Origin of the sequence: Pandoraea anhela (assembly GCF_902459655.1) — a bacterium.
GTDB classification, from domain to species: domain Bacteria; phylum Pseudomonadota; class Gammaproteobacteria; order Burkholderiales; family Burkholderiaceae; genus Pandoraea; species Pandoraea anhela.
In genome coordinates, this window is record NZ_CABPSB010000004.1 from 42,012 (window position 1) to 66,878 (window position 24,867).

Annotated in this window: 23 protein-coding genes; 2 read left to right on the forward strand and 21 right to left on the reverse strand. The window is 62.8% G+C overall.

Going from position 1 to position 24,867, the window contains the following annotated elements; genetic code table 11:
* Positions 1-70 precede the first annotated feature (70 nt).
* From der to ndk, 8 genes are all read right to left on the reverse strand, one after another.
* Positions 71-1,408 carry a ribosome biogenesis GTPase Der gene (gene der, locus PAN31108_RS07510; protein ID WP_150668269.1) on the reverse strand — a complete coding sequence of 446 codons (1,338 nt, stop codon included), beginning with the start codon at positions 1,406-1,408 and terminating at the stop codon, positions 71-73.
* A 79-nt stretch (positions 1,409-1,487) separates the two neighbouring features.
* Entirely contained in the window at positions 1,488-2,681 is a 1,194-nt protein-coding gene (gene bamB, locus PAN31108_RS07515) for an outer membrane protein assembly factor BamB (RefSeq protein ID WP_174994902.1), read from the reverse strand.
* A gap of 98 nt (positions 2,682-2,779) precedes the next feature.
* Positions 2,780-3,409 (reverse strand): YfgM family protein, encoded by a 630-nt coding sequence (locus tag PAN31108_RS07520; RefSeq protein WP_150668271.1) that lies wholly within the window; start codon positions 3,407-3,409, stop codon positions 2,780-2,782.
* Between the two features lie 32 nt (positions 3,410-3,441).
* Positions 3,442-4,821: a histidine--tRNA ligase gene (gene hisS / locus PAN31108_RS07525; RefSeq protein ID WP_150668272.1), complete on the reverse strand. Its 1,380-nt coding sequence runs from the start codon at positions 4,819-4,821 to the stop codon at positions 3,442-3,444.
* 51 nt (positions 4,822-4,872) lie between these two features.
* Positions 4,873-6,153: a flavodoxin-dependent (E)-4-hydroxy-3-methylbut-2-enyl-diphosphate synthase gene (gene ispG, locus PAN31108_RS07530; protein ID WP_150668273.1), complete on the reverse strand. Its 1,281-nt coding sequence runs from the start codon at positions 6,151-6,153 to the stop codon at positions 4,873-4,875.
* Between the two features lie 18 nt (positions 6,154-6,171).
* Positions 6,172-7,248, reverse strand: coding sequence for a helix-turn-helix domain-containing protein (locus PAN31108_RS07535; protein ID WP_174994891.1), 1,077 nt, complete (start codon positions 7,246-7,248; stop codon positions 6,172-6,174).
* A 261-nt stretch (positions 7,249-7,509) separates the two neighbouring features.
* Positions 7,510-8,631, reverse strand: coding sequence for a dual-specificity RNA methyltransferase RlmN (rlmN, locus tag PAN31108_RS07540; RefSeq protein ID WP_150668275.1), 1,122 nt, complete (start codon positions 8,629-8,631; stop codon positions 7,510-7,512).
* A gap of 59 nt (positions 8,632-8,690) precedes the next feature.
* Positions 8,691-9,116 (reverse strand): nucleoside-diphosphate kinase, encoded by a 426-nt coding sequence (gene ndk / locus PAN31108_RS07545; RefSeq protein WP_150668276.1) that lies wholly within the window; start codon positions 9,114-9,116, stop codon positions 8,691-8,693.
* 406 nt (positions 9,117-9,522) lie between these two features.
* Here ndk and PAN31108_RS07550 point away from each other — a divergent pair, with 406 nt between their 5' ends.
* Entirely contained in the window at positions 9,523-10,224 is a 702-nt protein-coding gene (locus PAN31108_RS07550) for a Bax inhibitor-1/YccA family protein (RefSeq protein ID WP_044455381.1), read from the forward strand.
* Positions 10,225-10,356: 132 nt separating this feature from the next.
* Here the strand turns inward: PAN31108_RS07550 and rlmD are convergent, their stop codons facing one another.
* The 12 genes from rlmD to PAN31108_RS07605 form a co-directional block, all read right to left on the reverse strand.
* Complete coding sequence (rlmD, locus tag PAN31108_RS07555; RefSeq protein WP_281350045.1) at positions 10,357-11,901, reverse strand: 23S rRNA (uracil(1939)-C(5))-methyltransferase RlmD; 1,545 nt, start codon at positions 11,899-11,901, stop codon at positions 10,357-10,359.
* Positions 11,902-12,030: 129 nt separating this feature from the next.
* Positions 12,031-12,807 (reverse strand): 3'-5' exonuclease, encoded by a 777-nt coding sequence (locus PAN31108_RS07560; protein WP_150668277.1) that lies wholly within the window; start codon positions 12,805-12,807, stop codon positions 12,031-12,033.
* Between the two features lie 129 nt (positions 12,808-12,936).
* The gene (gene rpoS, locus PAN31108_RS07565; protein ID WP_150668278.1) at positions 12,937-14,037 is read right to left on the reverse strand and encodes an RNA polymerase sigma factor RpoS; all 1,101 of its coding nucleotides are present in this window, start codon (positions 14,035-14,037) and stop codon (positions 12,937-12,939) included.
* 15 nt (positions 14,038-14,052) lie between these two features.
* Complete coding sequence (locus PAN31108_RS07570) at positions 14,053-14,841, reverse strand: peptidoglycan DD-metalloendopeptidase family protein (RefSeq protein ID WP_150668499.1); 789 nt, start codon at positions 14,839-14,841, stop codon at positions 14,053-14,055.
* 85 nt (positions 14,842-14,926) lie between these two features.
* Positions 14,927-16,090, reverse strand: a complete 1,164-nt coding sequence (locus PAN31108_RS07575; protein WP_150668279.1) for a protein-L-isoaspartate(D-aspartate) O-methyltransferase — start codon at positions 16,088-16,090, stop codon at positions 14,927-14,929.
* A complete protein-coding gene (surE, locus tag PAN31108_RS07580; protein WP_150668280.1) occupies positions 16,087-16,848 on the reverse strand; it encodes a 5'/3'-nucleotidase SurE in 762 nt (253 codons plus the stop codon). The genes PAN31108_RS07575 and surE overlap by 4 nt, the downstream gene beginning before the upstream one ends.
* Positions 16,849-17,019: 171 nt before the next feature.
* Positions 17,020-17,838, reverse strand: a complete 819-nt coding sequence (locus PAN31108_RS07585) for an ABC transporter permease (protein WP_150668281.1) — start codon at positions 17,836-17,838, stop codon at positions 17,020-17,022.
* A 45-nt stretch (positions 17,839-17,883) separates the two neighbouring features.
* Entirely contained in the window at positions 17,884-18,006 is a 123-nt protein-coding gene (locus PAN31108_RS26985) for a hypothetical protein (protein ID WP_281350046.1), read from the reverse strand.
* 6 nt (positions 18,007-18,012) lie between these two features.
* Positions 18,013-18,825 (reverse strand): ABC transporter ATP-binding protein, encoded by an 813-nt coding sequence (locus PAN31108_RS07590; RefSeq protein ID WP_150668500.1) that lies wholly within the window; start codon positions 18,823-18,825, stop codon positions 18,013-18,015.
* Entirely contained in the window at positions 18,825-19,856 is a 1,032-nt protein-coding gene (locus PAN31108_RS07595) for an ABC transporter substrate-binding protein (RefSeq protein WP_150668282.1), read from the reverse strand. The genes PAN31108_RS07590 and PAN31108_RS07595 overlap by 1 nt, the downstream gene beginning before the upstream one ends.
* 108 nt (positions 19,857-19,964) lie before the next feature.
* Entirely contained in the window at positions 19,965-21,167 is a 1,203-nt protein-coding gene (locus PAN31108_RS07600) for a CaiB/BaiF CoA transferase family protein (RefSeq protein WP_150668501.1), read from the reverse strand.
* 452 nt (positions 21,168-21,619) lie between these two features.
* Positions 21,620-22,345 (reverse strand): helix-turn-helix transcriptional regulator, encoded by a 726-nt coding sequence (locus PAN31108_RS07605; protein ID WP_150668283.1) that lies wholly within the window; start codon positions 22,343-22,345, stop codon positions 21,620-21,622.
* Between the two features lie 403 nt (positions 22,346-22,748).
* Here PAN31108_RS07605 and PAN31108_RS07610 point away from each other — a divergent pair, with 403 nt between their 5' ends.
* The gene (locus PAN31108_RS07610; protein ID WP_150668284.1) at positions 22,749-23,258 is read left to right on the forward strand and encodes a hypothetical protein; all 510 of its coding nucleotides are present in this window, start codon (positions 22,749-22,751) and stop codon (positions 23,256-23,258) included.
* Between the two features lie 216 nt (positions 23,259-23,474).
* Here the strand turns inward: PAN31108_RS07610 and PAN31108_RS07615 are convergent, their stop codons facing one another.
* Entirely contained in the window at positions 23,475-24,806 is a 1,332-nt protein-coding gene (locus PAN31108_RS07615) for a hypothetical protein (protein WP_174994893.1), read from the reverse strand.
* Positions 24,807-24,867 lie beyond the last annotated feature (61 nt).

Consider the following 24,867-nt stretch of genomic DNA (forward strand, 5'->3'; position numbering starts at 1 on the left):
CCCACCCTGACTTCCACACTATAGCCGATTTTGCTAGCGTCGCCAGCAAAACCCCGCCCCGGGCCGGCTTTCACTCGCCCTTGGCGTAAGGGTTCGCGCTGTTGCGGAACTCTATGCGTAATGGAGTGCCCTTCAACTTAAAAGTTTCGCGGAAACGGTTCTCCAGGTAGCGACGATAGCTATCGGTCACACCATCCAGACTATTCCCGTGAATGACGATGATGGGCGGATTCGAGCCCCCTTGGTGTGCGTAGCGCAGCTTGGGACGCGAGAAGCCGGAACGGCGTGGTTGCTGGTGCTCGACCGCCTCGATAAGCGCCTTCGTCAGCTTCGGCGTGGGCAGCTTGCTCATCGCCGCCGCGTACGCTTCGTCCACCGAACGCATCAGCGGACCGATACCGGTCGCCTTGGCGGCGGAAATGAAGTGGAAGTTCGCAAAACCGAGGAATTTAAGCTTTCGCTCCAGCTCCTGCTTGGCCTGGTCGCGCGTGTACTCGTCCAGCCCGTCCCACTTGTTCACGCCAACGACCACGGCACGGCCCGACTCGAGAATGAAGCCGGCGATGTGCGCATCCTGATCGGAAATATCCTGACGGGCGTCGAGCATGAGAATCACGACGTTCGCATCGGCGATCGATTGCAGCGTTTTCACAACCGAGAACTTCTCGATCGCCTCGAACACCTTACCCCGACGGCGCAAACCCGCCGTATCGATCAGCGTGTAATGCTTGCCCTGCCGCTCGAAGTCGATATGAATCGAATCGCGCGTGGTGCCCGGCATGTCGAAAGCGATCACGCGCTCTTCGCCAAGCAGCGTATTTACCAGCGTCGACTTGCCGACGTTCGGACGCCCGACGATGGCGATCTTGACCCGACCGTCGTTCTTGTCGTCGTCCTCGTTCTCGTCCGGATTCGCGTAGAACGGCGCAATCGCTTCGTCGATGACTTCCTTTACGCCGTCGCCGTGAGCGGCCGAAATCGCCAGCGGATCACCGAGACCGAGCTCATAAAAGTCGTTCGCGACCGTGGTGTACTTCATGCCCTCGGCCTTGTTGACCACGAGCATGATCTTTCGCCCCGTCTTGCGCAGGTAGTCCGCAATGATCTGGTCCTGCGGCGTGAGCCCCTGACGACCATCTACGATGTAGATCACCACATCGGCTTCGACCACGGCCTGCCGCGTCTGCTTGGCCATCTCGTGGAAAATGCCGTCTTTGGCCACGGGTTCGAAGCCACCGGTATCGATCACGAGATACGGATGCTCGCCAACGCGCCCCTCGCCATAGTGACGGTCGCGCGTGAGCCCGGGCATGTCGGCGACGAGCGCGTCGCGCGAGCGGGTCAAACGGTTGAATAGCGTCGATTTGCCGACGTTGGGGCGCCCTACGAGCGCGATCAAGGGTTTCATGAATAAGCCCTAAAAACGAAGACGGCCGGCGCGCTGCCGGCCGTTCCCGGAAGTTGCCCGGGTGCTTGCCGGTTACCGGTTATTCCGGACGGAAGCCATAAATATTGCCATCGCGGGTCTGCACCACCAGCGTCTGGCCAGCGATCACCGGCTGCGCGCTGATGGCGCCGCTCAGCTTGACGCGGGCAAGGAACTCGCCGTTGTCACGCGACAGGAAATGCAGATAACCCTGCTTGTCGCCCACGACCACGACGCGGCCAAGCGCCAACGGCGCCGACAGATCGCGATACTTGAGCTTGTCGTTCTGCCACAGTGTACTGCCATCGGCAGCGTTGAACGCGTACACGGCGCCATCGGTATTGACCGCTGCGACCACACGTTCGTCCTGCGTCACACCGTTCGGCGACGAGAAGTCACGCGCCCACAGGCCATTGCCCGTCTGCACGTCGGCGCAACCCACACGCCCCTGGAACGTCGCGCCACACACCTGGCGACCGAACACGACCGGCGTGCCCGTTACGTCATTCACGCGCTCGACCTCGGTCACGCCCTTCGGATACGACAGCGGCGTAATCCACTGCGGGTTGCCCGTATTGGCGTCGAGCGCCACCAGCTTGCCGCCCGGGAAACCGGTGATCACCGAGCGATCGCCCAGGAACGTCATGCCCGTACCGGTACGCAGCGTGAGCGTCGTCGACGGCTGAGAATACGACCAACGCACCGAACCGGTGCTCGAATCGAACGCCGTGACACGGTTGTTGATGGCACGCACCACGACCAGACCACGCCCGACCAGCGGTGCGGTCAGCACTTCGCTGCCCGCGTTGGCCTTCCATGCCGGCTTGCCGTCGTGATCGAATGCGATGACGTCGCCCTTATGCGTTGCGACAACCGTCGTTTCACCATCGCTGCCCGGCCCGGCAGTGATATCCGTATCGGCCTTGGTCGACCAGTTCGACGCTCCCGTCTCGGCATCCACACGCACCACACTTCCATTGGCCCCCGCCGCGAAGACAGCGTTGCCCACGGCGACCGGCCCGAAGCTGTACGCACCGGACTTGCCAACGCTCGCCGTCCAGATCTGCTTGACGGTCAGCGCCTGCTTGATCTCCGTGAGCGGTGTCGGCTCATGCGCCGGCTTGCTGCCGAAGAGCCCGCAACCACCCAGCGTGCCCAGCACTGCCAGCGTCAGCACCGCAGTGCTCGCACGCTTGTAAATGCCGCGGCGCGGCGAGACCGCCTGAGCGACCTGCGAGGACTGTGACGTGGCCATCGTTTGCGGCATCGATCGACGGAAGTCGTTAAGGATCATCATGTACCCGGTTATGCGTTATGGGAGGGTAATACTTGCCAACGGAATGCGCACGCGCGTCAGGCCCCCAGCGCGTCGAGCTTGAACTGAACGAACTGACGCATGCCCGAATCCTGCTTGTCGAGCTTGTCGAGCGCCAGTTTGTAAGCCGTGCGCGCGTCGGCCACCTTGCTCTGTGCGACGAGCACGTCGCCACGACGATCCGCGAACAGCCCGGCATACGGCGCCGGCGGGTTGTCGAGCAACTTGAGCGCTTCGTCGTAAGCCTTCTCGTCGAGCAACACACCCGCCAGGCGCAGCTTGGCCAGTTGCTTGTACTCGTCGTCCCTGGCGTTCGACACCGCCCATTGCAACTGGGCCTTCGCCCCCGCTGCGTCACCGCTGTCGGACAGCGTTCTGGCAGCCAGCAGCGCGGTCATTTGCGCATACGGCGTACCGCTGAACTTGCTCTCCATGTCCGACGCAATGCGAGTGACCTTCGCCTTGTCCTTCGCATTGATGGCGTTTTCAAGCTCGCCGTACAGCACGCCGGCTTCCACCGTTTGCTTACGCTCGTAATAGCGCCAAAGGTTCCAGCCGCCATAGGCCAGCATGATGACGACGAGCGTCCAGATAACGTAATTGCCGTACTGCTTCCACCAGGCCTTTACGTTCTCGATCTGTTCCTGTTCCTCGTGATAGCTGCTCATTCGCCGGTATTCTCCGTGTCTGGCGTCTTGAATTAATGAAGGGTTTCGTTGCTGCCCGGACCATCTTCGGCCAGGCTTTCGTTCACGCTTTCGTCGGCACTGGCGACGATGGCGTCGATCAGGTACTCGGCGAGTCCGTCGAACGGCACACTCGTCTGGTTGTTTGCCTGATCGGCAGCACGCAGATGCTTGACTTCGGCAGTGCCCGAAGCCACTTCGTTTTCACCGATGATGACCGCGAAGTTCGCACCGCTGGCGTTCGCACGCTTCATTTGCGACTTGAAGCTCCCGCTCTTGCCATCGGGACTGCAATGGAACACGACGTTCAACCCGGCATCGCGCATGCGCTCGGCCGCGATCAGCGCGGGCGCCACCGCAGACTCGCCCTGATGCACGACATAGACATCGGCGCCTTCGGCCTGCGGCACGAGATCGTCTTCGCGCAGCAGTTCTAGAATACGTTCGACGCCCATCGCCCAGCCGCACGCCGGCGTGGCGTCGCCGCCGAGTTGCTCGATGAGGGGGTCGTAGCGACCGCCACCGGCCACCGTGCCCTGCGCACCCAGCTTGTCCGTCACCCACTCGAACACGGTCAGATTGTAATAATCCAGGCCGCGCACCAGACGCGGATTGATCGTGAACGGAATGTTGTTCGCCTTGAGCAGCGACTGCACGCCTTCGAAGTGCTTGATCGACGCTTCGCCGAGGTAATCGATGAGCTTCGGCGCGCCTTCGACCATCTCCTGCATTGCCGGGTTCTTCGTATCGAGCACGCGCAGCGGGTTCGTGTAAAGACGGCGCTTGCCGTCTTCATCCAGCAGATCGACGTGCTTCTCGAGGTAAGCGATCAGATCGGCACGGTGACGTGCACGTTCTTCGCCCTGCCCCAGCGAGTTCAATTGCAGGTGGATGCCGGTCAGCCCCAGGTCGTCCCACAGGCGCTGACACATCAGAATGATTTCGACGTCCGCATCCGGCCCCGCCAGGCCGAGCGCTTCCACCCCCACCTGATGGAACTGACGGTAGCGGCCGCGTTGCGGTTTCTCGTGGCGGAACATCGGGCCGAAGTACCACAGACGCTTCGGACCGCTGTACAGCAGATTGTGCTCGAGGGTTGCGCGCACGGCAGCTGCGGTGCCTTCCGGGCGCATCGTCAGATGCTCGCCATTGAGCGCGTCGGTGAAGCTGTACATCTCCTTTTCGACGATGTCCGTCACCTCGCCAATCCCGCGCGTGAACAGCTGCGTCTGCTCGAGAATCGGCGTACGGATCTGCTGATAGCCGTACGCGCGCAACATCGCGCGCACCGATTCCTCGAAAAACTCCCACAGGGCTTCGTCCTGCGGGAGGATGTCGTTCATGCCTTTGACCCCGGCCAGTTTGGCGAGGCGATTCTTCTTTGCGTCAGTCATATTCTCTTGTGTTCTGCCTGCATACCGCAGGCGTGCTGCCGGAATGCCGGTTTATGCGGCAACCGCTCCTTCGGCCTGACCGTAATGGGTCTTCACGTAGTCGTCGACGATCTGCTGGAACTCTTCCGCGATATGGTCGCCGCGCAGCGTGCGCACCTTTTCACCGTCGACGAACACCGGCGCCGCCGGCGATTCGCCCGAACCCGGCAAACTGATGCCGATGTTCGCGTGCTTCGACTCGCCCGGGCCGTTCACGATGCAACCCATGACCGCGACGTTCATGTTCTCGACGCCAGGATATTGAGCCTTCCACACCGGCATTTGTTCACGAAGATATTTCTGAATACTTGCCGCCAGTTCCTGGAACACCGTGCTCGTCGTGCGGCCGCATCCGGGACACGCGATGACCATCGGCGCAAACGCACGCAAGCCCATCGTCTGCAGGATTTCCTGCGCCACCACGACTTCGCCGGTACGCGCGCCGCCCGGTTCCGGCGTGAGCGAAATACGGATCGTGTCGCCGATTCCTTCCTGCAGCAACACCGACAGCGCTGCAGTCGAGGCCACGATGCCCTTCGACCCCATACCGGCTTCGGTCAGTCCGAGGTGCAACGCATAATCGCAGCGCCGGGACAACTCGCGATACACGGCGATCAGGTCCTGCACCGCGCTCACCTTGCACGAGAGCAGAATCTTGTCGGCCGACAAACCGACACGTTGCGCCAGTTCCGCCGACTCCAGCGCCGACGTGATGAGCGCTTCGTACATCACGCTTTGGGCATCCCACGGCGTGGCGCGAGCGGCATTCTCGTCCATGATGCGAGCGAGCAGCGTCTGATCCAGACTGCCCCAGTTCACACCGATACGGACCGGCTTGTCGTACTTGATCGCCATTTCGATCATCTGCGCGAACTGCGTGTCGCGCTTCGCACCCTTGCCGACGTTACCCGGATTGATGCGGTACTTCGACAACGCTTCGGCGCACGCCGGATAGTCGGCGAGCAACGTATGACCGTTGTAATGGAAGTCGCCGACCAGCGGCACCATCACGCCCATGCGGTCGAGCTGGTTACGAATCTCGGGCACGGCAGCCGCCGCTTCCGGCGTATTCACCGTGATACGCACGAGTTCCGACCCCGCCTGCGCCAGTTCCTTGACTTGAATGGCCGTGCCGATCACGTCTTCGGTGTCGGTATTGGTCATCGATTGCACGCGAATCGGCGAATCGCCGCCGACCGTCACAAGCTGGCCGCCCCAGCGAATCCCGACTTTACGGGACTTGCGACGGGGGGCCGGACCACCGATGATCGGCATGCATTCTACAGAAGCCATGATTCCCCTCTTTCGGTCTTACTGGAGCGTCAAACGCGCCACATTGCCCGCATTGCGGGACTTGATCTCGACCGGTTGACCGTTGAATTCCAGCGACTCGACGCCCGCGACGTTACCCACCACGACCTTGAACGGCGTATCGCCCGTAATTTCCTGTTCGGCGCCGGCACGCATCAGTTGGGAGAACAGCACCTTGCCGTCCTTCGAGCGCACCTCGACCCAACTGTCCGCCTTCAGGCGCAACGCAATCTTGCCATTGCCCGGCGCCCCAGCACTCGACGCCTTCGCGTCGGCCGGCGCCGCCGATGCCGCGACCGGCGCGGCGGCGGCACTTGCCAGCCCGGCAACCACGTGCGTCGGATCGACCGCCGCAATCAGGCCCGGGCCTGCGGCGGCCGCACTGGCCGACGCGTTATTGACCGTACTTTCCGTATTCCCGTTATTCGCGGCATTCGTGCCAGTCGCACCATCCGCGCCCGGCGGCGTACCGTTCGCATCCGCGACGACCGGCTGGCTCGCCGGCTCCGCCGCCTCCGTCGTGCCCTGCGCCGACGCGCCGCTTGCCAGCTCCGCAGGCTCGATCCCGCCACGTCCGCCCTTATGGCTGTTACCGAAATACCATGCAGCACCGGCGATCAGCACGAGCGCCGCCAGGGCCCACGGCCACTTCGCTTGCGATGCGGCGACCGGAGAGCGGAAACGCACCGGGCTTTTCGGGATGCTCGGCTGCCCCGACTGGGGTTGCGGAATATCGATGGGGGTATGCGGCGTTGCGTTGACACGGCGCAGCGATTCGATCATCGGCTCGGGATCTCCGCCCACCATGCGGGCGTAGCTACGCACCACGCCCTGAATGAACGGCATTTCCGGCAAGGCGTCCCACTCGCCGGCCTCAAGACGCTTGAGCTTTTGCACGGAGACTTTCAGGCGCGCCGACACGTCTTCGATCGACATGCCGCGCTTCTCACGCAATGCGGCCAGTTGCGCACCCACTTGCGCCCCCAGCTCAGCCCATCCGGCAGGTGCTCCTTGCGGCAACCCCTGGCCTTGAGCCCCGGCTTGTCCGCCTGCATCCGCCTGATTCTGGTTATCCATCGATACGCCCCCGTTCGTAAGCAGCCGCCCGCAGCGGCTGAGGATATGCTGACGACAGCTCCGCTGCATCGTCCGCCGTGCGCGCGTTATGAAGATCTGCGCGACGCATCGGAAGACGCGACAAGGAACTGACGGAATCGCACGGGGCATGAGCCGCACCCCGTGCAAGGAATGCTGTAGTGCAAGACTGATCCGACGCACGGCATGGTACGAGCGGGGCCGACGGCCCTCGCCACGGTCCACGCCCGCCCATGCGTCGCGTCATACGGTTCGCACCTCGACCGCGATTTTCCCGAATTTGCCGCGTTGCGCAAGCCGCGTGCGATCCTGCACTTCGCCGGCAAGCTGACCACAAGCCGCGTCGATGTCGTCGCCGCGCGTTTTACGCACGGTCGTGACGAGACCCGCGTCGAGCAGAATCTGTGCGAAACGCTTGATCTGCGGATCCTTCGAGCGCAGCAGGCCGGATTCGGGGAACGGATTGAAAGGGATCAGATTGAATTTGCACGGCACGTCGCGCGTCAGGGCGACAAGCTCGCGCGCATGCGCTTCAGTGTCGTTGACACCGTCGAGCATGCAGTACTCGAACGTGATGAAATCGCGCGGCGCCACTTCCAAGTAGCGTTCGCAAGCGCCCATCAGTTCGCGTAACGGATATTTTTTGTTGAGCGGCACGAGCACGTCGCGCAGCGCATCGTTCGGCGCGTGCAGCGAGACGGCCAGCGCCACGGGCAGTTCGCGGCCCAGGCGGTCCATCATCGGCACCACACCCGAGGTCGACAACGTCACACGACGACGCGACAGCCCATAGGCGTTGTCATCGAGCATGAGGCGCATGGCCCCCACGACATTGTCGAAGTTGAGCAGCGGCTCACCCATGCCCATCATCACGACGTTGGTGATGACGCGCTCGTTCTTGCCCTCGCGCCCGAGGTCGCGACGCAACGCGAATTCGGCCATCCACAACTGACCGATGATTTCGCCAAGCGTCAGATTGCGCGAGAACCCTTGCTTGCCGGTCGAACAGAACCGGCAGTTGACGGCGCAGCCCGCTTGCGACGAAACACAAAGCGTGCCACGCGTCTCTTCGGGGATGTAGACGGTCTCGACGGCATTGCCGTTACCCACGTCCAGCAGCCATTTGCGCGTGCCATCGGCCGACAGGTGATCGGTAATGGCGGCAGGCGCGGCGATGTTCGCACGCGTCTTCAACTTTTCGCGCAGCGATTTGGCCAGATCGGTCATGCCGTCGAAATCGGCGGCGCCCATCTGGTGGATCCAACGCTGGAGCTGGCGGGCACGGAACGGTTTCTCGCCGAGCGTGCCGCAATAGGCGGCCAGACCGTCCGGATCGTAATCAAGCAGATTCGTAAGGTTGGTCATGGCCCTGGTCCGTCAACATCCCTTCGGTAACTTCCTGCGATTGAACGACTATACGCGGCTTAGCGCGAGTAGACGTTCATGCCCGGGAAGAAGAAAGCCACTTCCACGGCGGCGGTTTCGGGAGCGTCCGAACCGTGCACGGCGTTGGCGTCGATGCTGTCGGCGAAGTCGGCGCGGATCGTGCCCTTCTCAGCCTTCTTCGGATCGGTGGCGCCCATCAGTTCGCGGTTCTTCGCGATGGCGTTTTCGCCTTCCAGCGCCTGAATCATCACCGGACCCGAGATCATGAAGTCGACCAGATCCTTGAAGAACGGGCGCTCCTTGTGGACGGCGTAGAACTGCTCGGCTTCAGCGCGCGACAGATGCACCAGCTTGGCAGCGGCGATCTTCAGGCCTGCGGCTTCGAAGCGGCTGTAAATCTGGCCGATCACGTTCTTGGCAACGGCATCGGGCTTGATAATCGACAAAGTGCGTTCGACTGCCATGAAAAACTCCAAAAAATTAAGCAGTTATATAAACAACATGAACCCGTAATTGTAGCACGAAGGCTGTTATGATGGGGATGGAACCTACAGTGCGCATACGGCTCAAACGCAGGACGGCCGGGACGATCCGGCTTTTCGCGAAGTGGACGCCGGGATGTGATTCCCGTACCTTCCCCAAGTGGGAGGGTTTAGACGCAGACGGTAGATTGGAATTCAGGCTTTCGCCCAAAGATTTCAGGAATCGTCCAAGCGCCTTACCGGGCATCTTTCGGTATGCTTGAGCTTCGACGACAAGCCGGATCCACGGCTGCGGGGGATTCGCCGGCAGGGTTGCCGGTCATCGTATGCGTCATGAGGCGCCTGCCGGCCCCGCCAACAGGCACAACGACCACGGAGAACACAAGATATGAACCAGGATTTCCAACGCTTCGGCTACGGTGGGACGGGTGGCGTCTCGACCGCACAGGTACGCAACAAGGTACTGCGCAATACGTATTGGCTGCTCGCGCTATCGATGCTGCCGACGATCGCCGGCGCCTGGCTGGGGGTGACTTACGGCTTCGCGCTGTTCGCCGGCAGCCCGATGGTGAGCGTGATCCTGTTCCTTGCCGTCGCTTTCGGCTTCATGTTCGCCATCGAGCGCTTCAAGAACAGCGGCGTTGGCGTGGCCTTGCTGCTGGGCTTTACGTTCTTCATGGGCCTGATGCTCACGCGACTGCTGAGCTTCGTGCTCGGCTTCTCGAACGGCGCATCGCTCATCATGCTGGCCTTCGGTGGCACTGCCGTGATCTTTACGGTGATGGCATCGGTCGCCACGGTTAGCAAGCGCGACTTCAGCGGGCTGGGCAAGTGGCTGTTCATGGGCGTCATCGTGATTCTGCTGGCGTCGGTCGCGAATATCTGGCTGCAACTCCCGGCCCTGATGCTGACGGTATCGGTGCTCGCCATCGCGATCTTCTCCGCGTACATCCTGTTCGACGTGCAACGCGTGGTGAACGGCGGAGAGACGAACTACGTCACCGCAACGCTGGCGATTTACCTCGACCTGTACAACATCTTTACCAACCTGCTCGCCATCCTCGGCGTGCTGGGCGGCAATCGCAACTAACGTGCGCAAGTCGTGACTGGCAGCGCAAGCTTTTCCGCGCTGCCAGCCTGATCGCCAAAGAAGAAGCCAGCCCTTTCGGGGCTGGCTTTTTCTCTGGTCGACGCCGAAAAATAGGTCGGCGCGGGGTAACGCTCAAGCTTCCGGGGTGTCGTGAATCACTCCGTCGCCACCGGCGGCTCCGGCAATTGCCTCAACCGCCTCATCGACCTCACCCTCCGGCACATCCGACGTCTCCAATGCCGATACGCGGATACGCGGCACCCATGGACGACCGATACTTTCGTGCTCGAAAACAGCCATCGACTCGACGTGCGAGGTGTGCGGGAACATGTTCACGACACCGGCGAGGGTGAGACGGTAACCGGCCTCGTGCACCAGCAACCCGGCGTCGCGCGCGAGCGTTGCGGGGCTGCACGAGACGTAGACGATGCGCTTGGGCAGCCCTTCATAGCCTTGTTGCGCCAGTTCCGCGAGCGCCTTCGATACGGCCAGCGCCCCCTCACGCGGCGGATCGATCAGGTAGCGATCGAAGGCGCCCAACGCGCGGATGTCGTCTGCCGTGATGTCGAACAGGTTGCGGCAAGCGAATTCCGTACGCGCCGCCACGCCGTTACGCTGCGCATTCGCCAGCGCGCGCTCCGTCAATGCTGTACTGCCCTCGATCCCCATCACGGTGCCGGCGCGACGCGCCAGCGGCAACGTGAAGTTACCGAGTCCGCAGAACAGATCGAGCACCCGCTCGTTCGATTGCGGCGCGAGCAGACGCAGCGCACGATGCACAAGCACACGGTTGATCTGGTGATTGACTTGCGTGAAGTCCGTCGGCTTGAACGGCATCCGAATCTGGTATTCGGGCAGGGTGTAATGAAGCTCCGGCGCCAGCGGGTAGAACGGCACCGCCGTGTCTGGCCCCTTCGGCTGCACCCAGAACTGCACGTGATTCGCATCGGCAAACGTACGCAGAATGTCTTCGTCTGCGGGCGTCAGCGGTTCGAGAATTCGCAGCACGAGCGCCGTGACGTCGGCCCCGATCGCCAACTCGATTTGCGGCAGGCGCTCCCGAATGGACAACGACTCGACCAGCCGACGCAGCGGTACCAGCATGTCGGATACGTGGCGCGGCAACACTTCGCATGAATCCATGTCGGCCACGTAGCTGCTCTTGCGCTCGTGAAAGCCGATCAGCACGCCGCCCTTCTTGGGAACATAGCGCACCGTGAGACGCGCGCGGAAACGATACCCCCAATCCGGCCCTTGAATCGGCCGAAGCATCGCTTCGGCCTTCACTTTCCCGAGACGCGCGAGATTGTCTTCGAGCACGCGCTGCTTGATGGCGATCTGGGCGCGCGGTTCGAGGTGCTGCATGGAGCAACCACCGCACTTGCCGAAGTGCGGACACTGCGGCTTGGCGCGCATCGGGCTCGCGCGCAGCACGCTGATCGCCTCTGCCTGCTCGAATTTGGGCTTTCGACGGTAGCTGAGGTAAGTGACACGCTCGCCCGGCAGCGCGCCTTCGACGAAGATCACCTTGCCGGGTTTGAATTCCGGCGTGCCCGGTTCACCCTCGGGCGCGGTACGGCCGACGCCGCGCGCCTCCATGTCGAGCGATTCGATATCGATAATGCCGGGCTCGGCGCTGGGCCGATTGCGCGAGGAGTTTCGGGAGGAGCGGGTCACGTCTTTGTTCTCATATGCGACAGCAAACCCGGCATTTTAATCGATTCGTCCGCGACGCACGCACTGCGGGTGTTCACCGAATCCTCACGACCAGACACCACGCCCTGAAATTCTCGCAATTCGGGCGAATTATCCCCACGCGCCGAGATACTCCTTCCAGTGCGCCGCCGGCTCCTGTTCGAGCGATCGCTTCACGAATTCGATCTCCTGCTCATACTCGGCCTGACGCAAACCCCCGCGCATCAATTGGTAACGGCAATACACCAGATACGTATTCACCACGTCCGTCTCACAGTAATTCCGAATCTCTTCGAGCTTGCCGCCACGATACGCTTCCCACACCTTGCTGCCGTCCATGCCGAGCTTGCCCGGGAAACCGCACAGCTTTGCGAGATCGTCGAGCGGCGCATTTGCTCGCGCCTGATACATCGCGAGCAAATCCATCAGATCCAGATGGCGCTGGTGATAACGGCTGATGTAGTTATTCCACTTGAACTCGCGGTCGTCCTCGCCCATATCCCAGTAACGCGGGGCGGAGATGCCGTGAATCATCGCGCGATAGTGCAGCACCGGCAGATCGAAACCACCGCCGTTCCATGACACGAGTTGCGGCGCGTACTTCTCGATCGTTCGATAGAAACCGGAGACAAGCGCCGCCTCCCCGTCGGAGGGCGTGCCCAGTGACTTCACACGAAAGCCGTCGCGATCGCGAAAAACGCAGGAGATCGCGGCCACGCGGTGCAAGTGCAGCGGCATAAATTCGTGCCCCACTTTTTCGCGGCGTGCCGCAAACGCCGCTTCGGCAACGGCGTCGTCCGTCAGCCCGGCATACGCAGGCTCAAGCTTGCGCAAGCCGTCGACATCGGGAATCGTTTCAATATCGAAGACGAGAACGGGAGATGACATGGTGAAATTCAGAAGAAAAATCGGAAAGTGCCGCCATTCGACACCGATAGGCCCGCCGCGCGCAGCGGATCATCGCGATGCGCCGTCAGACGAACGACGCACGCCGGCGCCTGTGACGCTCGTCGCCGGTCAGAGCACGGCGTCTTTGCGTACGCCGTTCGACGCGAAATAGCGCTTGAGTTTGACGAGCGCCTCTTGCTGGATCTGGCGCACGCGCTCGCGTGTGAGACCCATTTCGTCGGCCAGTTCTTCCAGCGTGGCAGGCTCCACGCGGTTCAGGCCGAACCGGCGCTCGATGACGTAACGATGTTTGGTCGACAGCCGTGACAGCCAGAGCCGCATGAGGTCTTCCAGCTCACGATGCTGCACTTCCTGCTCCGGCGCCTCGCTGTGATCGTCGGAGAGCAGGTCGAGCAGACTGCTGCCGGGGTCGATGTCGAGCGGCGCGTCGAGCGATGCGACATGCTCGTTGAGGGCCAGAATATCGGTGATTTCCTCAGGCGTTTTGCCCGTGAGATCGGCGATATCTTCGATGCTCGCCTCGCGCTGCTCGCCACCGTCGACATACGCCGCGCTTTTCTCGAGGTGACGCTTGGCCCGCAGCACCTGATTGAGTTCGCGAATGACGTGCACCGGCAAGCGCACCGTACGCGCCTGATTCATGATGGCGCGCTCGATACTCTGACGAATCCACCAGGTCGCGTATGTCGAGAAACGGAAGCCGCGCCCCGGGTCGAATTTCTCGATGGCGTGCATCAGGCCGAGATTGCCCTCCTCGATCAGATCGAGCAATGGCACCCCACGATTGAGATAGCCCTTGGCGATGCTTACCACGAGGCGCAGGTTGCGCTCGATCATGACTTGACGCGCCGCGAACTCCCCGGCTTGCGCGCGCGTGGAGTAATCGAGCTCCTCCGCGGGCGTGAGCAGCGGTTTGACACTGATGCGATTGAGATAGTGCTGAACGGTGTCGGCCGTGAGTTCGGCCTGCAGCACGGTGCCGAAGTCGTCGGCGTCGGCGGACTTGCGCTTGCGCCCCGAACTGGTGCCGGCACCTTCCTCGCCCGCCTCGCCGTCGGACGACGAGGCGTCGTCGTCCTCCGCCTCGCGCTCGTCGAAAGCGTCGTCCACGTCCTCGTCCTGCCGGGATTGCCGATCGTCAACGTCCTGATCGGTCTCCGGGGCAGCGAGGTCTTCCTCTTGCGAAGTGCGACGCTTTCTCTTGAGCATTCGACCCTGCCTAGTTTATTGAGGCGGCAAATACTTTATCGGATCTACAGGCTTGCCGTCCTTACGCACTTCGAAATGCAGCATGACACGATCTGCATCCGAGTTACCCATTTCGGCAATTCTCTGACCCCGAGCGACGGAGTCGCCTTCCTTGACCAACAGTTTGCTGTTGTGTGCATACGCCGTCAAGAAGGTGGCGTCGTGTTTGATGATGATGAGATTGCCGTAGCCGCGAAGGCCGGCGCCCGAGTACACCACTTTGCCGGCACCGGCGGCAAAGACAGGCTCACCGGCCTTACCCGAGATGTTCAGGCCCTTGTTCTTCGAATCGTCGAAGCGCCCCACGACGCTGCCTGTGGCAGGCCAGGACAGTTGCAGCTCGCCGCTGGACACGGCCGACGGCGCGCCCGAGGCCGCCGAACTCGTGGGCGGCGGCGTCACGACCGCGGGCGGCACGGCAGCCGCGCTGTTGCCGGTCGACGACGGCGTGCTGGCCACCGGCGGCGGCAGCGGCGTGCCGGTGTCGCCGGCAGGCGGCTTCACACGCAGCACCTGACCGACTTCGATCTGGTCCGGGTTCTGAATATTGTTCCAGCGTGCGATATCGCGATAATTCTGGCCATTCTCCAACGCAATGCGATAGAGGCGGTCCCCCGGCTTGACCCGGTAGTACCCCGGCGGGACCGGCGTATTGTCGACGATGGGCGCAGAAGCGCCCGGCACAGTGCTGTCGGTCGTCGTACCGCCTACGGTACGGTCGACGACCGGCGCGCCGACTTGTCGCGATGCGCACGCTGCCAGCATGCTCAGCAACAGGACACTGGCGACGCGTTGTTGGAAACCCGCTCGCAAATTCACTCAAATCCTCCGCAGAATAGGCCCGACGGGCTCAAATGATGCCCGATTTTAAGGGGACGAATAACACCCTATCAAGCTGCGTCTCGCGCCACTGGCGCGCACCGATGCGCTCGATGAGGGTCAAAATTTGTTGCTCTCCGCCCACAGGCGCGACAAGACGCGCGCCCACCGCAAGCTGATCGACCAGCGCGTCGGGAATCTCGAGGCCGGCCGCAGCAATCACGATGCCGTCGAAGGGCGCCACCGCTGGCAGACCCAGACGTCCATCGCCGTAATGCAGGCGGATATTCGGTACGCGCAACGGCCGAAGATTGGCCTTCGCGCGCTCGTGCAAGGGCCGCACCCGCTCGATCGAGTAGACGTCTTTCGCCACGCACGACAATACCGCCGCCTGATAGCCGCAGCCGGTGCCGATCTCCAGCACCTTGTCGAGGGGACGCCCGCCCGCGAGCAGAAGTTCGATCATGCGCCCCACGACCGACGGCTTCGAAATCGTCTGTCCGTGACCGATGGGCAGCGCAGCGTCTTCATAAGCCTGATTGGCTAACGCCGCATCGACGAATCCGTGGCGCGGCACCGTCGCGAGCGCTGCCAGCACGCCCGGGTGTTTGACGCCCGACGCCGCCACGCGTTCAGCCATGCGGGCACGCACGCGCTCCGACGTCAGACCGATTCCATCGGGCGAACTGCTGCCGGAAGCCCCGTTCCCACGGGTTGGCGTGCCGGACGGCGACTTTACCGGCGTCGCGGACCGCCCCTGACTTTGACCTTGCCCCGCCGCGACACCTGCCGACGCCCCCGTCGGGATGGCGGCAGCCCCTTGTCCTTTCGCCGCCGGCCTTGACGGGTTTTTCACCCCGTGCGGTACGGGTTGCGCATGGGGTGCCGCCGCCGGACGCGCCAGCCCCTTGGGCACCACGGCGTGCGCGGTGTGCGCCCCTGCGGGACGCGCAGACGCCCCCGCCATCGGCGTGGAGGCCGCACGCAGCCCGCCGTTACCGCTTACCGCCGGCGTCTTCCCCGCGCCCTGCTTTGCCGATGCTGCCGTGCCGTTCGTCGCTTTGCGCGTCATGGCAGCGGGCGGCGCCCCGGCGGGGCTCGCGCGCGATGCCTTGTCGAGCACCGGCGCCTTACGCTGCCGGCGGGTCATCACTTCGGCCAGAGGGAGAGGAAAACGCTTCGGCGGTGTCGTCATCGTTGGGCCACCCCTGCGCTGGCCAGCCAATCGTGCACGACGCCAAGTCGTGCGGTATGCGTGAGATCCAGTTGCAAGGGGGTGACCGAGACGTAATCGTGCGCCACGGCGTGGAAATCGGTGCCTTCGCTGCTATCGCGAGCGTCGCCGGCCGGGCCGATCCAGTAAATCGGTTCGCCGCGCGGACTCTCCTGACGGATGACCGGCTGCGATTGATGTCGTTTCCCGAGGCGCGTCGCAAGCGCACCTTTAAGGCGCTCGTACGGCAAATTGGGAATATTGACGTTCAGCAAGAACGGCGCGCCCAGCGGACGCTCCATATAGCGTTCCACCACCTCGCGTGCTACACGGGCCGCACTGTCGAGATGATCCCACCCTTTGTTGACCTGGGAGAACGCGAACGAAGGAATCCCGAAAAGAAATCCCTCGGTGGCGGCGGCCACAGTGCCGGAATAGAGCGTGTCTTCGCCCATGTTCTGGCCGTTATTGATGCCGGAGACCACAATATCGGGGCGCTGATCGAGCAGCCCGGTCAACGCCACGTGGACACAATCGGTCGGTGTGCCGTTGATGAAGGTAAAGTCGTTCGCCGCTTTGAAGACGGAAAGCGGTCGTTGCAGGGTCAGGGAGTTGGACGCACCGCTACAGTTCTGTTCGGGCGCCACCACGGTAATGTCGCCAAGCGGTGCCAACGCCTCGTAGAGCGCGGCCAGACCTGGCGCCTGATACCCATCGTCGTTGCTGAGCAGGATTCGCATGCGGCAATTGTAACCGAGGAAAGGTGCTCGGATATGACGCCATCGCGGCAACTTTGGCGTTCGTCCCTGCCCGATGCGTGATCGCGTTACGCCCCCCGACGAGACGCCCTCGAGACCGCAACGCGAAGGACGGAACGGCGTCGCATCGACGCCGGATTCCGTCACATCCCGTTACATTTTTTCGGTTTCCCCGGCCTGCGGCTGCCAGACGAGCAAACGCCGCTCCACCACACCCACGAGCCCGTCCAGCACCAGCGCGAATGCCGTGAGAATGAGTACCCCGGCGATCACCGCGTTGATGTCGAACGTGCCTTCCGCTTGCAAAATGAGATAACCCACGCCGCGCGACGACCCCAGGTACTCGCCGACCACCGCCCCGACGAACGCCAGACCCACCGAGTTATGCAGACTCGAGAACACCCAGCTCGTCGCGCTGGGCAGATACACACGGCGCAGCAACTGGCGCTGGTTCGCTCCGAGCATGCGTGCGTTGGCCAGCACCACCGGGCTGACTTCCTTCACGCCTTGATACACGTTGAAGAAGACGATGAAGAACACCAGCGTCACCCCGAGCGCGACCTTCGACCAGATGCCGAGTCCGAACCACACGCCGAAGATCGGCGCGAGAATCACGCGCGGCATCGAGTTGGCCGCCTTGATGTAGGGGTCAAGCAGCGCACCGGCACTTGGCGACAGCGCCAGCCACAACCCCACCGCCAGACCGAACACGGTACCGATGGCGAACGCCAGCACCGTTTCGAGCAACGTCACCCCCAGGTGCAGATAAATCTCACCGCTGGCAAACCACTGCCAGATCTGGAGCAGGACCTTTTGCGGCTCGCCGAAAAAGAAAGCCGCCTTGTCGGGGCTGTCGAAGTAAAACGCCGGCAGCAGCGTCGGACTCGTGAGGACGTACCAGACGAGAAAAGCCGCGACCAGCAGCAGCCATTGCCACAACCGCAAGTGCCGCATGAACGAACGATTACGCATAACGAACGAATTCCGGGAATATCAGACGAACGACCGGCCGAGTCGTCAGACCAGCCAATCGAACAGGCCAAAGCCGTCCGGCAAATCGAACCAGTCAATCCAGTCGAGCCAACCCGGCCAGTTCAGCCAGCTCTGCGAGACCATGAGAAAACCAGCGATTTGCCACATGACGATTCAGACCGCCTTTAACTGTTGTGCGTAGCCCTTGAGGACTTCCTCGCGCAGAACGTCCCATATCTGGGCGTGCAACTCGGTGAAGCGGGGGTGATTCCGAATTTCCGCCACATCGCGCGGACGCGGCAGATCGATCCGGAATTCGCCGATCGGGTGCGTACCCGGTCCTGCCGCGAGCACCACCACGCGGTCGGACAAGGCAATGGCCTCGTCCAGATCGTGCGTGATGAAAAGCACGGCACGACGCTTGGCCGCCCACAACTCCAGCAACTCGTTCTCCATCAACTGACGCGTCTGAATGTCGAGCGCCGAAAATGGCTCGTCCATCAAGATAATGTCCGGGTCCAGAATCAACGTCTGCGCCATGGCCACACGCTTGCGCATGCCCCCGGAGAGCTGATGCGGGTAGCGGTCGCCGAAGCCCCCCAACCCGACACGCTTGAGCCACTCGTGCCCGCGCGCCTTCGCCTCTTGCGCCTCGACGCCGCGAAACTCCAGTCCGGCGGTGACATTGTCGATGGCGTTACGCCAGGGCATCAGCGCTTCGGCCTGGAACATATAGCCTGCGCGGGCGTTGATTCCCTTGAGCGGTTCGCCGAACACCTTGATCGAGCCGGACGATGGCGCAAGCAACCCGGCGGCAACGTTGAGCAGCGTCGACTTGCCGCACCCCGTGGGCCCCACGACCGAGACGAATTCGCCCGGGGCGATGTCGAGCGACGTGTCGGCCACGGCGGTATAGCGCTTGGCGCGGTCGTCGCGAGCGACGAACGTACACGTAATATTGTCGAAACTCAGAGCCGGCGCAGTCATCATTTGTACTTGGCGTCGGCCTTCTTGGTGAATTCGTTCGTGAACGTCTTGGACAGATCGATCGGCTTGCCCTTGACCGTCTCGTCGAACGCCTGCAACGTGCGCAACGCCGTTGCCGGCCCGTCCGCCGGAATCAGACCGTCCGGTGAAATGGCCTCCTTCACGCGGCCCCAAGCATCGAGATACAACGCACGATCGCCGAGCAAGAATGCGTCGGGCACCGTCTTGATGAGTTCCGCCTGCCCTGCCGTCTGGAGCCAGCGCAGTGCGCGCACCATCGCGTTGGTGAGTGCCTGTGTCGTGTTCGGATTCTTCTGAATGAACGATTCGTTCGTGTAAAGGCAACCGGCCGGCATGTTGCCGCCGAACACCGACACCGTTTCCTTGAGCGTACGCGTGTCCGAGATCACGCGGATCTCCTTGTCGCGCTCGAGCATGGTGATCACCGGATCAAGATTGACGATGGCGTCGATATTGCCCGAGCGGATCGCGGCCAGCGCGCCCGACGATGCGCCCACGCCGACGAAGGCGACCTCATTGGGCTTGATACCGCCCTTGGCCAGCACGAAGTTGGCCATGATATTGGTCGACGACCCAGGCGCCGTCACACCGATCTTCTTGCCGCGCAGATCGGCAATCGACTTGTAATTCGGCATCGTTTTGTTCGACACGCCAAAGACGATCTGCGGCGCACGCCCCTGCAACACGAAGGCGCGGATGAACTGATGCTTCGCCTGCAACAAAATCGTGTGTTCGTAAGCCCCCGAGACCACATCGGCGCTACCGCCGACGAGCGCTTGCAGGGCCTTCGAACCGCCTGCGAAATCCGAAATCTCGACGTCGAGCCCTTCATCCTTGAAATAGTTCAGACGTTCGGCAATCGTGAGAGGCAGGTAATAGAAGAGGTTCTTCCCGCCGACCGCGATGGCGACCTTGGTCTTCTCCAGCTTGCTTTGCGCGAAGCCAGGACGAATGCCTGCGCCGATCAGGCCGGTGGCGGCCAGTGCCGTGACGAACTGACGTCTTTGCATGGTGTTGTTGTCTCCGTGGTTGCAGCGTTCTTGCTTTACTTGTTCGACGTGCCGTATTGACGAGCCGCGACGGGCGCCGCGCTTCGTGGTGCCGCGCGTAGTCGCGTCTCAGATGACGCCGTTCTCGCGCAATGCCTTGATTTGCCCGGCATCATAACCCAGTTGCCCAAGCACCTCGTCCGTGTGCGCGCCCAGTTCGGGCCCGAGCCACTGGGTCTGTCCCGGGGTTTCCGAGAGCTTCGGCGAGATGTTCGGCAGATCGATCGGAGTGCCGTCCGGGAACGTATGACGCTGGATCATCTGGCGCGCCATGAATTGCGGATCCTTGAACATATCGGCCACGGTGTAGATCCGGCTTGCCGGCACATCCGCGCCTTGCAGGACGGCCAATGCTTCGTCGATGGCGCGTGCCTGTGTCCATTCGCCAATGGCCTCGTCGATCTCCTGCGTGCGAGGCACTCGCCCGTCGTTGTGCGCCAACCCCGGATCCTCGGCCAGGTCGGCGCGACCGATGGCATGCATCAACCGTTTGAAAATCGGATCGCTGTTGCCGCCGACGACGATCATGCCGTCCGCGCACGGGTACGTGTTCGACGGCACGATGCCGGGCAGCGACGCCCCCGTGCGCTCGCGCACCATGCCAGCAACGCTGTACTCCGGCACCACGCTTTCCATCAGATTGAACACCGCCTCATACAACGCGACGTCGACCACCTGCCCTCGCCCGCCGCTCACGTTGCGGTGGTGCAGCGCCATCATCGCACCGATCACGCCGTGCAACGCCGCGATGGAGTCGCCGATGGAAATACCGATACGCGGCGGTGGCAATTCCGGATATCCGGTGATGTGGCGCAGCCCGCCCATCGATTCGGCGATCGCACCAAACCCGGGGCGGTCGCGATAGGGGCCGGTCTGACCGTAGCCGGAAAGGCGCACCATCACCAATCCGGGATTGTCGGCGCAAAGCTGTTCGTAGCCCAGACCGAAACGTTCGAGCAAGCCGGGACGGAAATTCTCGACGACGATGTCGGCCTGCGCGGCGAGCTTGCGCAAGATCTCCTGGCCTTCGGGCGACTTCAGGTTGATCGTGACCGACTTCTTGTTACGCGCCTGCACGGCCCACCAAAGGGACGTACCGCCGGCGTCCGGATGCAGCTTGCGCCACTTGCGCAGCGGATCGCCATGCTGCGGGTCTTCGATCTTGATGACCTCGGCGCCGAACTCACCGAGCATTCGCGCCGCAAACGGGCCGGCGATGAGCGTGCCGAGTTCCAGCACCTTGACGCCGGCCAGCGCCCCGAAGCCCGGCACGCCCGCCGCCGCCGGCGCACGACGCTCGGCATCGGAAAACTGGGAAGGGGATGCGGCAGATGCCGGGGACGCCGAGGCAGAACCCTGCGGCGACGTAGATTCGAACGGCGTGGACGACTTGGACAACGCTTGGACTCCTCAGCCTCGCCGACACGCATCGCGGCCGGCCTTCCAGACGCTACCCGACGGCGGCGTCCGTGCAAATTGATGGCAAATGAAGTTCGTATAGTAATTCGACAGTCCGCGATCGGCCAACCAACTCAGGGCAAATCCGGAATGTTCCGAGCCGGTTTGTCATCCGGTCCGATACCGGCGTACCGAGGTACCGACGTATCGGCGTACCGGCGTGCAACGCGGGCTCACCTCGACGCCTCAGGATCGCGTCGCCCGTCCCCACACGAAACATCCGGGACGGGCCCGGGGCGACCTTGAGACGGGATGCGACCGGCGGGTCATGTCTCGAACAGGTGCCGTGCCCCGCGCTGCGCTGCAATATAGATCGCCTCCCCCCGATTACGCGCGCCGAGTCGCCGATAGAGCGCGGATACGTGCGTCTTGGCCGTACCTTCGGAAATCACGAGCTGCTGGCAGATCGTCTTGATGGAAAGCCCGCGCGAGAGCAGCGCAAGAATTTCGTACTGCCGTTGAGAGATACCGAGCAGCGCCGACTCCGCGAGTTGCGCCGCCTTGTCGCCCCCGAGGGGAAATACCGGCAGACGAGACAGCGGCAGCGCCTCGCCCAGCGCTTCCTGACGCCAGAGCACCAGCAGCGCGCAGAGCGCCTCCTCCGGCACGAACCGCCCCCCCGAGAACGCCAGATCGAAAACGGCGCGAATGCGGGCGACGGAACTCGGCCACGGCAGGCAGGCGGCCACCCCGGCCTGTAACCAGCGAATGATCTCATCGGGAAAACCCGCATCACCGACGACGATCACAGGCACGGGAGGCACACACTCGGCCGCGATCGCGCAAAGCGAATCGACGGCGGGCGTGCGGGCGGCGGACGCTTCGAGCACCAACGCGCGACGCGAGGGCAACTCACGCAGCCAGACCCAGTCCTGCGTCGCCACATTCTCGACTTGCCGCAAGACCGGCGGTGTCGCGTTCGCTTCGGTTTGCAACGCGACTTGCAAGCCGCTCAGCCAGGCGGCAGCCTCACCTACGACCAGCACACGCATGATTTCCCCTGTTTTTCCGGTCGACACCCCCGCGCCGCCGCCCCGTTTTTGTTCTGCGCGCCACGCCTTCGGCTTCTGATGATTTTTACCGGTGAGCCCCGTGTTCGAGGTATGGCGTCACCGGGACGAAAAACCGAAGAAACCCTCCAGTCTTCGCCATGATTCACGCGTAAGGCGTCGCCTTGCTTTCAAGGCAGTTTATGCGCGAAGCCCGCACCACGGCGAGTCCGTCCATCACGGACGCCTGTGCCTGTTGCCGGTGCGCGACAAACCGCAATCTGCGTAAATTATTTACTCAATTTTCGAAAATTCCGCTATCACTTTTTTCCCTTCCCTTTCTCAAATCGCGCAATAGAATATAGAGAATCTCGAAGGACAGTCAGCGCAGGCCGGGGGGCACGCCATGTTCAAGATCACCGTCAGCACGACGCGCAGCGCATTGTTTTGTCTTACCGCCGCGTGCCTCGCGAATGCCGCACACGCCGATGTCGGCAGCGCTGGCGGCATTGGTGGCGCCACTGGTGGCATCAGCGGCGCCGGGGTTCCGACCGCCGTAAGCGATGCATTGCTTGCCAGCACTCACGCCGCCAATTTGCAGCGCAGCATCGTGACCCGTATAGGCGGCACCGGACCTGCCGCCATTGCACCGGTCCACGCCACCGCGATCACCACGGCAAACAATGTTCGTTTGTGGGACGAAGTGATTCCGCCAGCACCGTCCCCCAAGCCGACGCAAGCCTCGCTCGCGCCATCCCAGACGTCTGCGGCATCCGCCCCGTCGCGCACGACGGTCTCGGTCTCGTCGGCGGCGCCCATGCCGCAAGCACCTCAGACCTCATCGACGATGGTCGCGACGAACCTCAGCGGCAACGTCGGCGCCACCCTCACCCGTCTGGCGGGCCACGCCCGCTGATCGACTCCGCCGGCCGCACCGACGGACACGTCCGAACGCGCTGCGCGCGCCGACACCCCGCACTGATTTCCACGCTGACACGCTGACGCGCGTCACCGGCTCGCGGCGACGCGCCCGCGCGTTTGCACGAGCCAACCCCTCGAATCGCCGCGGCGCCGGTCGCTATCGCGCTGGACTCCCGGACGATCGGACGATCGGAACCGGCGCAAAACCCGATCAGAACGTATACGGGAAGCGCACACCGATCACGTAGTTCGGCGCATCCGGCGACATACCGGCGTTGACGTAACCGTTCACGGTCCAGTGCTTGTTGATCGCGTAGTTGATACCGAAGTTGAGCGACGCGGCATTGGTCGTGCTGCCCGCCACCGTCGTCCAGCCTGCGCCCGGCGCTGCCGTCTTCGTGGCCCGTGAAATCGCCGTCGAGTACGAGATCGACAACGCCGTCTTGTCGTTGAGCGCCAACGCCATCCCTGCGCCGACCTGCACGATATCGCCCAGCTTGACCTTTGCCGGGGACGTTGTGCCTTCGATGGTCGAGATGTCGTCGAACGAGCGCGCCACGTTGTACGTATAGGCCACGTTAGCGAACAGCACGATCGGGTCATAGGTCCGCAGGAAAGACAGCCCCGCCGTGATCGCCCAGATGCCGTTACCCGTGGGCAGGCGCGACGGTGTGGTCAGGTTGTTGTTGCTCGGGTCGGGCGTGCCGAGCTTGATGCCGAACGGCGACGTGCCGGTCGGCGCCGTCACCCGCAACGACGCCACGATATCGGGCCAGTTCGCATTTTCCTTGACGAGCTGATAGTAAATCGACGCATTCACGTCGCCGATGTTCGCCGAGTTCTTGCTGATATCGCTGATCGACGATGCGGCGCCGCCGACGCCACCGGAGATGAAGTCCGAGTTGCGATACAGGTACGGCACGTCGAACGACACGCTCAACCGGTCGGTAATCCCGTAACGCGTGTTGACGTCGAACGTCCACACATTGGCTTTGGTCTGGCCGAGGTTCAACTGCCCGAGGAAGATGGCGTCGAGCGCGAGAAAGCCGCTCAACACCAACTGACGCCGGTCGTAGTAGCTGTAGCTGATCCCCGCGTCGATGGTGAGCTTGCGATCGAACAGCGGCGCGTGCTGCGCCTGCACCACGGCCTCTTCGGCCGGTGTGCGTTGCGACTCGGTCTCGCTCTTTTGCATCTGCTGCGTCTCGCCGATCGGCGTGGCCGATGTCGGCCCCGCGACACCGGCGGCGCCACCGCCGGGCGTGCCCGCGGAGCCGGCGGCCGAGCCGTCACCGGGCGAGACTTGCGCGATCTGCGCGGTATCCCATGCGGTCAGACCGCGTCCGCGTTGCGCCATCTCGATGTCCGTGAGGCGCTGTTTGAGAGAAGAAATTTCCCGCTGCTGCCGGTCAACCATGTCCATCAACATCTGGATACGGTTGTCCGGCGATGGGTTCGTATGCTCCTGAGCCTGGGCCGATAGCGTGAAAAGCAGTACCCCCAACGGAATAGCGGCAACGGGAAAAAAGCGGTGAGTGTTCATGATCCCCCCCGGGTAAGAATGCGGACGGGCGTCCGCGCGCAATCCAACAAACACGTAGTGC